Raw genomic sequence first — 13,880 nt, 5'->3', positions numbered from 1 at the left:
TCGCCCAAACTGTCATGCATATCTAAAAATAACAAAAGGGCTGCTCATTGAGCAGCCCTTTTTGAACTGGATGTTTCTTCTTGAAATCGATCTAGATATTAAGCAACCGAAGTTTCTGCTTTTGGCTCTGCTTCAAGCATCATGTTGCTTTCTACGCCATGCATCCATGATACAAGCTTGCCAGCACAAAGAAGTAGTAAGACGCCACTTATTGTCGCTGTAATTGCGATACCACCGAAGATAGACATTGCGCCAAGCTCACCAACGTGAGAACCCACAAGACCAGCTACGTAGTTTGCGACAGCATTGAAGCCAAACCATGCACCCATCATTAGCGATGCGAGACGAAGCGGAGCTAACTTAGTGACCAACGACAGGCCAATAGGAGATAGACAAAGCTCGCCAAGGGTATGGAAGAAGAAAGCACCGACTAGCCACAGCATTGATGTTTTCACTGTTAGGTCGCCGCCTTGCTCCATTACCGCGCCCATCATGCACACAAAGCCAAGTGCTAAGAAGAACAATGCCATTGCAAACTTAACAGGAGAGTTGGGTTCACGCTTACCCAACTTCACCCAAAACGCGGCAATAATTGGAGCAAGTGTAATGATGAAGAATGGGTTCAGAGATTGGAACCACGCCGCTGGGACTTCAAAGCCACCAATCATGCGGTCAGTATATTGCTGAGTATAGATATTCATCAGGCCGCCAGCTTGTTCAAAGCCCGCCCAGAAAACTATGACGAATAGACCCATAACCAGAATAACTTTTAATCGATCGAACTCTTCTTTGGTGAGTGGCGTTTTTTCTTTAGATTTGTTCAGTGCTTTTGCTCGCGCAGCTGCTGGCACTGAACCAATGTTACCTAACCAAGATTGAGCCATTGTCATTTGCATGATTAAGCTAATAACCATACCAATACCAGCGGCTAAGAAACCTGCTTTCCAGCCGAAAGAGTCGACAGCAGCGCCTGAAATCAAGCCACCTAATAATGCACCTAAGTTGATGCCCATGTAGAAAATGGTGAATGCACCGTCACGGCGGTTATCACCTTCTTGGTATAGGTCGCCAACCATGGTCGAGATGTTTGGCTTAAACATACCGTTACCACTGATAAGTAGTGCTAAACCTAGATAAAGAGCATTTACTTGGTCTAAGCCAATAGCGCCGTTAGGAAGAGCGAGTGTAAATTGGCCGAGTGCCATTAATACACCGCCAACCAGTATCGATTTACGTTGCCCTAAGTAGTTATCGGCAATCCAGCCCCCGATCAATGGCGTGATGTAGACTAAGCCAGTGTAAATACCGTAGAGATCAAGTGCGTCTTTCGTTGACCAACCAAGCCCACCGTTGAGGGTCGTGTCAGTCAAAAATAAAACAAGGATGGCACGCATCGCGTAGTAGGAGAAACGTTCCCATAGCTCTGTGCTAAATAATAAAAATAGGCCTCTAGGGTGGCCAAAGATGTTGTGATTGCTTGGCATAAGTTTTACTAATTTTAGGTATTAAAAGATTTTATAGTCATTCATGTATACACAGTAGGGTAAAAGTCTGCAATAGGCGTATTTTGTGGTCACGATAACTTAGTTTTACTAAGGTGTTGATATTAAATATATTTACTTTTAATGTGGCCCATTCTGTTTGTGCTGCAAACTAACTTTCCATATTTGACCTGGTTGGTTAGTAACCTTTTTTTAAACCCTACCCAATAAAAATGTTTAGATTTATTGGCCTAGTCTATCATTATGATCTTATAGGGAATGTTATTCATACTATCTGCGATATACATATGCTTACAGCAATGAGTCTTTTGATTTCTAAATGTTCCTTGTACAATGACTGACCAAATTTTTTGCCTATGACTTTTTGGTTGATAAGTTTGTCTGTGACGCGTCATTTCTCGCTTATCAGAAATCATTTATTAACGGCGATTAAACTGTTTTAGGCTGTGGTAAAATATCTAAAAATATAAATGGCTAGTTAAATGAAACGTTGGTATTTACTTTACTGTAAGCGTGGTGATCAAAAACGCGCTCAACAGCACCTAGAAAATCAGGGGGTAGAGTGCTTTTACCCTCAAATAGAAGTCGAAAAGGTAGTGAGAGGGAAAGAGAAGCTGGTCCAAGAACCGCTGTTCCCATCATATATCTTTGTCCGTTTTGATTATGAGCAAGGCCCAAGCTTTACTACCGTTCGTTCAACTCGTGGTGTTGTCGACTTTATTAAGTTCGGTGCAAGGCCGTATGAAGTCCAAGGTGATTTGGTTTTTGAGCTAAAAGAGTTCGAGAAGTGTTGCAGTAGCGAAGTTGAAGATTGCTGTGTTGAATTTGAGACAGGGCAAGTTGTCAAAATTAATAGTGGCCAGTTTGCGGGTGTTGAAGCTATTTACCATCAGAAAGATGGCGAAGCTCGATCCATTATGCTCGTAAAAATGATCAGTCAAGTGGTTCCGATCAGTATTGAAAACGAAGCACTACAAGCTCACGTATAAGTGAAATATTAAAAAGTAAAAACTAGGCTTAAAACAAAAAGGCGCATAATGCGCCTTTTTTAGTATTTTATTTTTCAAACGCTTAAGCGTTGTAGGCGTCGTTGTGAACGGCTTGTACCGCACGGCCTGATGGGTCTACACAGTTTTTGAATGACTCATCCCACTCGATCGCTTTCGCTGATGAACAGGCAACTGAAGGGCCGCCAGGTACACACTCTGCCGCCGATTCTAGAGGGAATAGCTCCTCAAAGATTTCACGGTAAGCATAACCTTCTTTGGTTGTTGGTGTGTTGTAAGGGAAACGGAACTGAGCAGCTTCCATTTGTTGATCCGTTACTTTTTCTTCAGCCGTTGCTTTCAATGTGTCAATCCAGTCGTAGCCAACACCATCAGAGAACTGCTCTTTTTGGCGCCATGCGATTGAATCTGGCAGGTAGTCTTCAAAACACTCACGTAGGATGTGTTTCTCCATTTTACCGTTACCGCACATTTTGTCTTCAGGGTTTAAACGCATAGCCACATCGATGAACTCTTTATCCAAGAATGGTACACGACCTTCGACTCCCCATGCTGCAAGTGATTTGTTTGCACGAGCACAGTCAAACATGCTTAGAGCAAGAAGTTTACGTACTGTCTCTTCGTGGAACTCTTTTGCGTTTGGCGCTTTATGGAAGTACAGGTAGCCACCAAAGATTTCATCAGCACCTTCGCCAGAAAGTACCATTTTGATACCCATTGCCTTGATCTTACGAGCAAGCAAGTACATTGGCGTCGATGCGCGGATGGTCGTTACATCGTAAGTTTCAATGTGGTAGATAACATCACGGATGGCATCTAAGCCTTCCTGAATGGTGTACGTCATCTCGTGGTGCACAGTGCCGATTTTGTCCGCAACTTCACGAGCCGCGATAAGATCCGGCGCGTTTTCTAGACCAACAGCAAATGAGTGCAGTTGCGGCCACCAAGCTTCTGATTGCTCGTCATCTTCGATACGCATTGCTGCAAAACGCTTAGCGACTGCAGAAGTGATTGATGAATCAAGGCCACCAGATAGAAGTACACCGTAAGGAACGTCAGTCATTAGTTGACGCTTAACAGCAGCTTCTAGCGCTTCAGTTAGCTCTTCTTTGCTTGTGCTGTTACCTTGAACGGCTGCGTATTCGTTCCAATCGCGGATGTAGTAGCGTTGAGGTTCTGCATCTTTCGAAGAGTAGAAGCTACCAGGAGGGAACTCACTGATCGTCTTACAAACTGGAACAAGTGCTTTCATCTCTGAAGCTACGTAATAGTTGCCGTGCTCATCGTAGCCTTGGTAAAGCGGGATGATGCCAATATGGTCGCGGCCAACTAGGTATTCGTCTTTCTCTTCGTCATATAAAACGAAAGCGAAAATACCGTTAAGTTCTTCTAAAAGGTCGGCCCCCATCTCTTGGTAAAGCGCAAGAATGACTTCACAATCAGAGTCAGTTTGGAACTGGTATTTATCTTCATAGCGAGCGCGAAGTTCTTTGTGGTTATAGATTTCGCCATTAACTGCAAGAATGTGCTTTTTGTCTTGGCTGTATAGTGGTTGAGCACCACTGTTTAGGCCGACGATAGCGAGACGCTCGTGAGCAAGGATAGCTTTTTCACCGGCATAGATACCAGACCAGTCTGGGCCACGGTGACGAAGCTTTTTAGACATTTCTAAAGCAATAGGGCGAAGTGCTGCGGCATCACTTTTAATGTCGAGAATGCCAAATACTGAACACATAGAACTTCCTTTTAAATAATTTCTAAATCAACTGCATTCAATTTGCCATTCTGGCTAAAAAAAGCAACCGAATGTGAGCAAAAAAATAATATAAAGGGGTTTATGTTAGAAAATATCTAATTTTAAGGTGATTTTGGTGAGTGATGTCTAATTGCGGTTGGCTTTTTGAACAAAAACCTCTCAAAAGTGCAAAAAAACGCAATTCTGAGAGGTTGAATGGAACATGTTGAATATTAAATTTTATTGATGTTCGGATTCAATTGTTCACAAACATGTCGGGCAAAACCGCTGCCAGCTTCGCTGTAAATGTTAAATGCCGCATCGACGCCATTCTCTTTCAGTGTTTCGAGCTGATCTGGATATTCGGCAATTGCCGCTATTTGACCTTTAAAGTTTCGTGATTTTAATTGTTCTAAGGCGGTTTGATTACCTTGGTGGTGAGGCATAGCCAAGATCACCAGTTTTACGTTTGCTGTGTCTAAGATTCGTTCCCAGAAATCCGGGTCAGTTGCGTCACCAGAAATAACGTTTCTGCCATGGCTTCTGTGGTTATGTGCCGCGTCTTCACGAACTTCGACACCTAAACTTACTTTGCCGTAGCGTGAACGTAATTCGTCGTAGGCACCAGTACCAATGCGTCCCATACCAAGAATAAGTACCTGAGCCCGACCTGGGTCAATTCGTTTGTCACGTTGGTGGAGCTTCTCAGCAGCGTGCTCTTTTAACCAGCGACCTGATTGTTGATAAAGTTTGTGACCCGCTTTGTTGAGAGGTGCAGCGATTAAGAACGACAATGAAACGGCAATCGCCACTGCCACCAAGATGTCGCCAGACATCCAGCCCATCTTAAAAGCAAGGCCACCGACGATGAGACCAAATTCGCTGTAGTTAAACAGAGACAAAGAAGTGAGTAGGGAGGTTCGAACACGGAACTTGAATCGGTTTAGTACCAAGAAGTACAGGACGCCTTTCACTGGCAGTAACAATAAGAACAAGACTGCAAGCATAAAACCCTGAATAGTTGGCTGTTCTGACAAGCCAATATTCAAGAAGAAGCAGACGAGGAAAAGCTCTTTGAGGTTAAACAGCGACTTCGATAGCTCTGAAGCTTTTGGGTGACCGGCTAACAGCATACCTAGGATAAGGGCACCTAAGTCTGGTTTTACCCCCACAAACTGGAACAAACCAGCGCCAACAACTAATGCGAAGAAGATGCCGAAGAGCACCAACATTTCACCGTGCCCAACCCAATCGAGGACTTTGTAGAACAATGGGCGAAAGAAAGGCAAAGCGAACAGTGCGATAGCATACCACTCTGGAATTTTGCCTGTTGATGCAGTCAAGAATACGACAGCAAAGATATCTTGCATGACCAGAATGCCAATCGCTAGTGTGCCATAGGTAGCATTCATTTCCCCTTTCTCTTGCAGAGACTTGACCGCGAATACAGTACTAGAAAATGAAAGAGCAAAACCGAGTAGAACGATCTGTTCTATTGACATGGCTGCTAGAGATGAAATACCTAGGAACTTAAAACCAAATAGAGCGGCTGCAAAAAACAGAGTGGATAAAAGATTGTGGATTGTTGCGCCAGCCCAGATCTCTTTAGAGAGTAGGGTTTTGATGTCCAGCTTTAAGCCAATAGTAAATAAGAGAAGGGTGACACCAAGGTCAGCCAAAATAATGATGGTGTCATTGGTTTCAAAACCAAGGGCATAAAGCCCGAAACCCGCGACCAAAAAACCAACTAATGGGGGAAGGTGACATTTTAAAGCAATAAATCCTGCGATAAACGCAGTGGATATTAATATAAGTTCCATAACTTGTTGTTGTAGTTCCCTAGCTTAAAAAAACGGGCCGTGTTTATACAAACACGGCCCGCGGAAAATCAGAATTGTTTTCTTTAGTCTTCAAGAAGCTTTTGCAGTAACACACCGTTGAGCATGGCACGCTTAATCATGGCAAAGGCTCCCATCGTAGGATGTTTATCGATCTGTGATGCTACAATAGGCAGGCCGCTATGGAAAGTCGTTAACGACTGATTCTCTACATTGCGCTTAATTGCAGGGAAAACAATCTCTTGTGCCTTCGTAATATCACCAGCAATGATAACTTTCTGAGGGTTAAACAGGTTAATCGTCATCGCGATAGCCTTACCTAACTGGTTTCCTACTCGAACTAAGCTTTGTTTCGCGAGTTCATCGCCATTGATTGCGTGGTCACAAACATCTTGAATCGTAATATGTTCAAGTTCCGTTAAAGAAGATTCATAGCCTTGCTTAATGAGCTTCTGTACTCGATCAACAATGGCAGGGTTTGCCGCTACGGTTTCAAGACAACCGAAGTTACCACACTGGCACTGTTCTCCTAGCGGATCAATTTGGATATGACCAATTTCACCCACGTTACGGTTATGGCCTAAGAAAACCTGGCCATTAACGATAATACCAGCACCCGTACCACGGTGCACACTGACCAAAATAGAATCTTGACTATCTTTACTTGCACCGAAGTAGTGCTCAGCAAGCGCCATTCCTCTAACGTCATTACCAACAAAACAAGCCACATGGAAAGTATCGCGAATAATGTCGCTCAATGCGAGGTTATCGATGTCCGTATTTGGCATGTACTCAACAACACCGGTTGTTGGGTTAACCAAGCCTGGAAGGGTGACACCAATGGCAATCAGTTGGTCGATCTTTGGCTGATGCTCAGCAATGAAAGCCTTGAGGTTATTGACCAAGCCTTGTGTAAGGTCTGATTGGTCTGAATAATCTAGGTCTTGTTGTTGGAAAGCCAACTCACGACCGCCAAGGTCATGAAGGCTTATTTGAATATAGTCTCTACCTAAGCGTACAGCAACAGAATGAAAAGGGTCGACTTCTGTGGTTAGGGAGATCGCGCGTCTACCGCCAGTAGACGCTTGTTGCGCAACCTCTTTAATGAGGCCGCGCTCCAAAAGTTGGCGGGTAATTTTTGTAACACTTGCCGGTGCGAGTTGGCTTACATCAGCCACTTGTATACGACTGATAGGCCCTTGCTGGTCTATTAGTCGGTATACCGCCGCACTGTTTAGTTGTTTAACTAAGTCTACGTTACCTATTTGTCCGCCATTCATACTTAATTGTGCTCGTATTGTCCATTAACAACAGTCGCTTTAACGTTAAAGTCTCGGTCAAATACAGCTAGGTTTGCAACCATGCCTTTTTTGATTCGACCTAGCTTGCTTTCTACACCGATAGCCGTAGCTGGGTATAGCGTAGCCATGCGAAGAGCTTCGTCTAAAGCGATACCAGCGTGCTCAACTGTATTCTGAACTGCTTCAATCATAGTCAGAGCTGAGCCGCCCAGTGTGCCGTTTTCATCAACACACTTACCATCTCGGTAATATACTTTCTTACCGACAAAAATAAAGTATTCCATGTCAGCACCTGCAGGAGCTGTGGCATCCGTCACTAATACTAACTTTTCTCCCTTGATTTTGTGCGCAATTCTGATGTTTGCGTAATCAACGTGGAAGCCGTCGGCGATGATACCTGCATAAACTTCTGGCGTGTCGTAAATCGCGCCAACAACGCCAGGTTCACGACCGACCATAGGGGTCATTGCATTGAATAGGTGGGTAGCGAAAGTGATACCGGATTCGAAACTTTGTCGAGCTTCTGCGTAAGTCGCGTTTGTGTGGCCGATAGAAACGACAACGCCTGCTTTGTGTAGGCGCTCGATATGTTCTGGATCATTAAGCTCTGGTGCCAATGTTACTTTTGAAACTAGGTCGCTGTTCTCGCAAATCAGTTCAATCATTTCGCTGTCTGATTTACGAATGTGATCGACGCTATGGATGCCTTTTTTAGCCACGTTTAGATATGGACCTTCAAGGTGCAGACCTAGAGATTGGTTTTGGTATTGGTTGTGATATTCACGAGCTGCAGTAATAACTGCACGCATATCTTCGTCTGAAGAGGTGATTAGCGTTGGCAAGAAGCTAGTACAGCCAGACTTAAGGTTTGCTTCGTGCATGATCTGCATTGTTTCTGCCGTGATCTCATCATTCAGCATTACACCGCCACAACCATTCAGTTGTAGATCAATAAAACCTGGGCTTAGGTTTGCTCCGTTTAGATCGCGAACCTCGATTCCTTCTGGCAATTCAGAGGTAGGACAGACTTTTTTGATCAGTTCATTTTCGATTACAACAGCATGATCGGTTAGAACATCACTACCAGTGTAAATTTTACAGTTACTTAGCGCGTACATAGTCAGCTAATCCTTATTTCGTGAGATCTTTAAAATTTGTTCGTTACCTAAATGTGGACTTAGTTTGCGAGCATCATTTACGTAACGATTTATCTTTTATGGGCAAACGGCTTCAAAATGGTGAGCTGTTTAAGTTGTTGAAAAATCAATGAACAATTGATCATTATTATACGTTTAGGTTCATTGTTAATGATTATTCATAGGGTAATATCTGCCCAGAAATATCATCTTTTTGCCTAATGATTAGATTTGGATTTTATCTATAAATGTTCATTTTTTTGAATGATAAAATAAGTTTTATGATCTCGCTAGCAAAAACCTCTGGATTTGGTAAAAACTGGTGATTAGGATCACAAATGGTAAGGTTTTAATTTGCGGGGCAAAATTAATTGAATACACTGAATAGGACTAAATTGAGCGACTAAAATAAGTTTCTCAAATGAATTCTAAAAAATCCTATAGGGGGAAACAACTGGTGAATATTCTAGGATATGCACAGAAGCTAGGTAAGGCATTAATGCTACCTATCGCAACACTTCCGATTGCGGCGCTTCTACTACGTTTAGGTCAAGGCGACCTACTTGATATTCCATTTATGGCGCAAGCTGGTGGAGCTATCTTCGGCAACCTACCACTGCTATTTGGTCTAGGTATCGCGATTGGTCTTTCTAAAGACGGTAACGGCGCAGCGGGTCTTGCTGGTGCAGTTGCTTACTTCGTACTAACAGCGACAGCAACAACAATTAACGCTGACGTTAACATGTCATTCTTCGGCGGTATCTTCGCTGGTATCATCGCAGGTCACTCTTACAACGCTTTCCATGCTACACGCCTTCCTGAGTGGCTGGCTTTCTTTGCAGGTAAACGTTTAGTACCTATCATGGCTGGTCTATTTGCACTTGTTGCAGGTGCTGTGTCTGGTGTGGTTTGGCCTGGTGTTCAATCTGGTCTAGACGCACTGGCTCACGCAGTATCAACGTCTGGCGCTATCGGTCAATTCGTTTACGGTACTCTTAACCGTGCACTTATCCCTGTAGGTCTACACCATGTATTGAACTCATACTTCTGGTTCGGTATGGGTACATGTCAAGAAATCATTGTTGCTGGTCAAGGCGCATTCGCTAACATCACTCAACTTTGTGTTGACCCATCACTAGCTAAAACTCTAGTTGTTGGCCAAGAGCACACATTTACATTCGCTAACTCTGTAACTCCAGAAATCACTACTGTAGTTAAAGAAGTGACTGAAACTGTTAAATCTGGCGACCTACACCGTTTCTTCGGTGGCGATAAAGGCGCTGGCGTATTCATGAACGGTTTCTTCCCTGTAATGATGTTCGGTCTACCAGGTGCTGCACTTGCAATGTACCTAGCTGCTCCTGCTGAAAAACGCAGCCAAGTTGGTGGCGCACTGTTCTCAGTTGCATTCTGTTCATTCCTAACAGGTATCACAGAGCCGCTAGAATTCATGTTCGTATTCCTAGCTCCTGCTCTATACGCAATGCACGCTGTGTTTACAGGTCTGTCTCTAGTAGTTGCAAACATGTTTGGTACTCTGCATGGTTTCGGTTTCTCTGCTGGTCTTATCGACTTCGTATTGAACTGGGGTCTAGCAACTAAACCATTCGTACTACTACTAATCGGTCTTGGCTTCGGTGCTCTATACTTCTTCACTTTCTCTTTCGCAATCCGCGCTTTCAACTTGAAATCGCCAGGTCGTGAAGATGATGACGAAGCTGTAGCTGCTCCTGCTGGCGATGCACCAAAAGGTGAAGTTGCACGTCAATACCTGAAAGCTCTAGGTGGTCACGACAACCTAACTTCAATTGACGCTTGTATCACTCGTCTACGTCTAACTCTTAAAGACCGCTCTATCGCAGATGAAGCTGTTCTTAAGAAGCTTGGCGCTAAAGGTGTGGTTAAACTAGGTGAGAACAACCTACAGGTTATCCTAGGCCCACTAGCTGAAATCGTAGCCGGCGAAATGAAAGCTATCGGTGCAGGTGAAGACCTATCTGATGTTAAACTTCCATAGTGACGGAAGTGCTTAATTAAGAAGTAAAGTTACTCTTAAGTAAGTTTCCAATTGAAAGCCTCCCAAACGGGAGGCTTTTTTGTGCCTGCTGTTTAAGGTCAATGAACACGGTTCGTTCTATTCTTCATCGAATAGCAGAAATAATCGCAATTAACGGACGGTTCTTATTGTGCAAAGGCGAAGAATTGTGGATGATTAGCAACAATGATCTTTCTATCTTTGACTGGCGCTGTAAGCGACCATTTTCATTGGTACGAAAGATAACTTTCTCTGACAATACTAAATACATAGAGGTGCTATAGATGAGTGAAGCTGAGGCTCGTCCATCGAATTTCATTCGCCAAATTATCGATAAAGATTTAGCGGATGGTACACACAGTAGCGTGCATACTCGTTTCCCGCCGGAGCCAAATGGTTACCTGCACATTGGTCACGCTAAATCTATTTGCTTGAACTTTGGTATTGCTCAGGACTACCAGGGACAATGTAATCTTCGTTTCGATGATACAAACCCTGAAAAAGAAGACGTTGAATACGTTGAGTCAATTAAGAATGATGTAAGCTGGTTAGGCTTTGAATGGTCTGGTGATATTTGTTACTCATCAAACTATTTCGATACGCTTTACGCTTATGCTGTGGAATTAATTAATAAAGGCTTAGCGTATGTTGACGAGCTAAGTCCTGATCAAATCCGTGAGTACCGTGGCACGCTAAAAGAGCCAGGTAAAGCGAGCCCATTCCGTGATCGTAGCCCTGAAGAGAACCTAGCGTTGTTCGAAAAAATGCGTGACGGTGGCTTTGAAGAAGGTAAAGCGTGTCTACGTGCTAAGATCGACATGAGCTCTTCATTCATGGTTATGCGCGATCCTGTTATCTACCGTGTTCGTTTTGCTCATCACCATCAAACTGCTGATAAGTGGTGCATTTACCCAATGTACGACTTTACTCACTGTATCTCTGATGCGCTGGAAGGTATTACGCACTCTATCTGTACGCTTGAATTCCAAGATAACCGTCGTTTGTACGATTGGGTTCTAGATAACATCACGATTGATTGCCAACCTCGTCAGTACGAGTTTAGCCGCCTGAATCTTGAATACACAGTGATGTCTAAGCGTAAGCTGAACCAACTTGTGGTTGAAAACCTAGTTCAAGGTTGGGATGATCCGCGCATGCCTACTATTTCCGGTCTACGTCGTCGTGGTTTTACTTCAAGCTCGATTCGTGAGTTTTGTAAGCGTATTGGCGTGACTAAGCAAGAGAACATGATTGAGTTCGGTTCACTAGAATCTTGCATTCGTGATGATCTGAACGAAAATGCACCTCGTGCAATGGCTGTTCTGGATCCAGTTAAGATCGTTATTGAAAACTACGAAACAGGTGCAGTGGAAACGCTAACCGTTGCAAACCACCCGAACAAGCCAGAAATGGGTACTCGTGAAGTACCATTTACACGTGAAGTTTGGATTGAGCGTGATGACTTCCGTGAAGAAGCAAACAAAAAGTACAAGCGTTTGGTTCTAGGTAAAGAAGTTCGTCTACGTGGCGCTTACGTGATCAAAGCTGAACGTATCGAAAAAGATGCAGAAGGCAACATTACGACTATCTTCTGTTCTTACGACAGTGAAACATTGGGTAAGAACCCTGCAGATGGCCGTAAAGTGAAAGGCGTTATTCACTGGGTATCTGCTGATAAAGCGCTGCCTGCTGAGATTCGTTTGTACGATCGTCTATTCACAGTAGCAAACCCTGCCGCTGCTGATGATTTCGCTGCAACGCTAAACCCTGAATCACTTGTTACGCTAAATGGTTTTGTTGAACCTAGCCTAGCAGAAGGTGTGGTAGAGCAAGCATACCAGTTTGAACGTACAGGTTACTTCTGTGTGGATTCGAAAGATTCTAAAGCAGACGCATTAGTCTTCAACCGCACGGTTGGTCTACGCGATACTTGGGGTAAATCAGAGGCTTAATGGCTTTGTTTTTCTCTACTCTGTTTTCTAAGCTCTGTTTCTCAGAGCTTAGTTTTTCAAGAGACGCTTAATAAAAAACCGGCTTAGAGCCGGTTTTTTTGTGTCAGGGAAATAACCAAATTGTGGGCCAAGCTATTGTGATTCTTAATACAGTATCAGCCCAAATAAAAAACGCCGGCCTAAGCCAGCGTTCTGTGTTACTTCTTCGCTTTATGTGCGTCTGGGTTGCCTTTGCAATCCCCAGTGATGCTTTTACCATACAGATATAAACTGTGGTTAGTTAGCTGTACGTTGTAGCGTTGAGCGATTTCTTTTTGTCTTTCTTCGATAAGATCATCAGAGAACTCGATAACTTCACCGCAGTCTAAACATACTAGGTGATCGTGGTGATGCTGTGTTGAAAGTTCGAATACAGACTTACCACCTTCAAAGTGGTGACGAGTTACAATGCCTGCATCATCGAATTGGTTTAGTACGCGATAAACGGTCGCAAGACCAATCTCTTCACCTAAGTCGATCAGCTTTTTATATAAATCTTCAGCACTAATATGTTGGCAGTCTGGTTGTTGTAATACTTCTAAAATTTTGAGCCGTGGGAGGGTCACTTTAAGACCAGCATCTTTTAGCGCTTGATTATTGTCTGACATATACTTTCCTGTTGATGATCTGCAGCAATTAACAGAATTCAATATTAATACCATTATAGTTTAGTCAGGCATAACAATAAACCACGAACTTCAAAGGGTTACTCACTGACATCACAATCTGTTTTGTAAATTGGAAGTATCTCACTTATAGTGGAGGTACGACCAGTCAAGGTGACGGTATTTTTTGATATGAACATGGATTGTTGTTATGAATAAGCAACTCGCAAAAATATATAAACCTAACATTGTAAAATTTGCTCTTAATATTTGGCCGCCTTTCTGGGGGGCAGGGATTAGGATAGCCCATATTAGCTCTGATTTTAGGGTTGTTAAGACGATACTTAAGTTGCGCTGGTGGAATAAGAATGCCAATCGTACTCAATATGGTGGTAGTATCTTTTCTCTCACCGATCCGGTTTACTCTTTGATGCTAATGGGAATTTTAGGTGAGCGGTACTATGTTTGGGATAAAGAGGCGAGCATTAACTTTATCAAACCGGGTCAATCCGACTTGTACGCAGATTTTGAGATAAGTCAAGGGCAACTTGAGGAGATCTATCGTCAGACACAACTTGGTGAGAAGTGTTTTCCCGAATTTATTATCTACGTAAAAGATAAGCAGGGAAATGTGGTGTCAGAAATCCAGCGAACTCTTTATGTAAGAAAGAAGCCACAATTTAGAGATGATGACGAAGTATTTGAAGCTGAGTGTTGATTGATTACATTA

General features: G+C 43.3%; 10 protein-coding genes. 4 read left to right on the top strand and 6 right to left on the bottom strand.

Going from position 1 to position 13,880, the window contains the following annotated elements:
• Positions 1–98 precede the first annotated feature (98 nt).
• Positions 99–1,484, bottom strand: a complete 1,386-nt coding sequence (locus Q5H80_RS10190; RefSeq protein ID WP_012604544.1) for a peptide MFS transporter — start codon at positions 1,482–1,484, stop codon at positions 99–101.
• Positions 1,485–1,984: 500 nt separating this feature from the next.
• On the opposite strand from Q5H80_RS10190, the gene rfaH reads away from it, so the two are divergent.
• Entirely contained in the window at positions 1,985–2,491 is a 507-nt protein-coding gene (gene rfaH / locus Q5H80_RS10185) for a transcription/translation regulatory transformer protein RfaH (RefSeq protein ID WP_012604543.1), read from the top strand.
• Positions 2,492–2,573: 82 nt separating this feature from the next.
• Here rfaH and asnB read toward each other — a convergent pair whose 3' ends face one another.
• The 4 genes from asnB to nagA form a co-directional block, all read right to left on the bottom strand.
• Positions 2,574–4,244 carry an asparagine synthase B gene (asnB, locus tag Q5H80_RS10180; RefSeq protein ID WP_012604542.1) on the bottom strand — a complete coding sequence of 557 codons (1,671 nt, stop codon included), beginning with the start codon at positions 4,242–4,244 and terminating at the stop codon, positions 2,574–2,576.
• 233 nt (positions 4,245–4,477) lie between these two features.
• Positions 4,478–6,064: a cation:proton antiporter family protein gene (locus tag Q5H80_RS10175; protein ID WP_304564663.1), complete on the bottom strand. Its 1,587-nt coding sequence runs from the start codon at positions 6,062–6,064 to the stop codon at positions 4,478–4,480.
• A gap of 83 nt (positions 6,065–6,147) precedes the next feature.
• Positions 6,148–7,362 carry an ROK family protein gene (locus tag Q5H80_RS10170; RefSeq protein ID WP_009847335.1) on the bottom strand — a complete coding sequence of 405 codons (1,215 nt, stop codon included), beginning with the start codon at positions 7,360–7,362 and terminating at the stop codon, positions 6,148–6,150.
• A 2-nt stretch (positions 7,363–7,364) separates the two neighbouring features.
• A complete protein-coding gene (gene nagA / locus Q5H80_RS10165) occupies positions 7,365–8,501 on the bottom strand; it encodes an N-acetylglucosamine-6-phosphate deacetylase (protein WP_304564662.1) in 1,137 nt (378 codons plus the stop codon).
• Positions 8,502–9,018: 517 nt separating this feature from the next.
• Between nagA and nagE the strand changes: the two genes are divergently transcribed.
• Complete coding sequence (gene nagE, locus Q5H80_RS10160) at positions 9,019–10,536, top strand: N-acetylglucosamine-specific PTS transporter subunit IIBC (RefSeq protein WP_231847894.1); 1,518 nt, start codon at positions 9,019–9,021, stop codon at positions 10,534–10,536.
• A gap of 302 nt (positions 10,537–10,838) precedes the next feature.
• The gene (gene glnS / locus Q5H80_RS10155) at positions 10,839–12,506 is read left to right on the top strand and encodes a glutamine--tRNA ligase (RefSeq protein ID WP_304564661.1); all 1,668 of its coding nucleotides are present in this window, start codon (positions 10,839–10,841) and stop codon (positions 12,504–12,506) included.
• Positions 12,507–12,703: 197 nt separating this feature from the next.
• Here glnS and fcrX read toward each other — a convergent pair whose 3' ends face one another.
• Complete coding sequence (gene fcrX, locus Q5H80_RS10150; RefSeq protein WP_004734226.1) at positions 12,704–13,153, bottom strand: ferric iron uptake transcriptional regulator FcrX; 450 nt, start codon at positions 13,151–13,153, stop codon at positions 12,704–12,706.
• A 208-nt stretch (positions 13,154–13,361) separates the two neighbouring features.
• Between fcrX and Q5H80_RS10145 the strand changes: the two genes are divergently transcribed.
• Complete coding sequence (locus Q5H80_RS10145; RefSeq protein WP_304564660.1) at positions 13,362–13,868, top strand: DUF4442 domain-containing protein; 507 nt, start codon at positions 13,362–13,364, stop codon at positions 13,866–13,868.
• The last annotated feature ends 12 nt before the right edge of the window (positions 13,869–13,880 follow it).

Origin of the sequence: Vibrio sp. SNU_ST1 (assembly GCF_030563405.1) — a bacterium.
GTDB lineage: Bacteria > Pseudomonadota > Gammaproteobacteria > Enterobacterales > Vibrionaceae > Vibrio.
The sequence above is the reverse complement of the archived record's forward strand: the minus strand, read 5'-3'. Positions and strand labels throughout refer to the sequence as shown.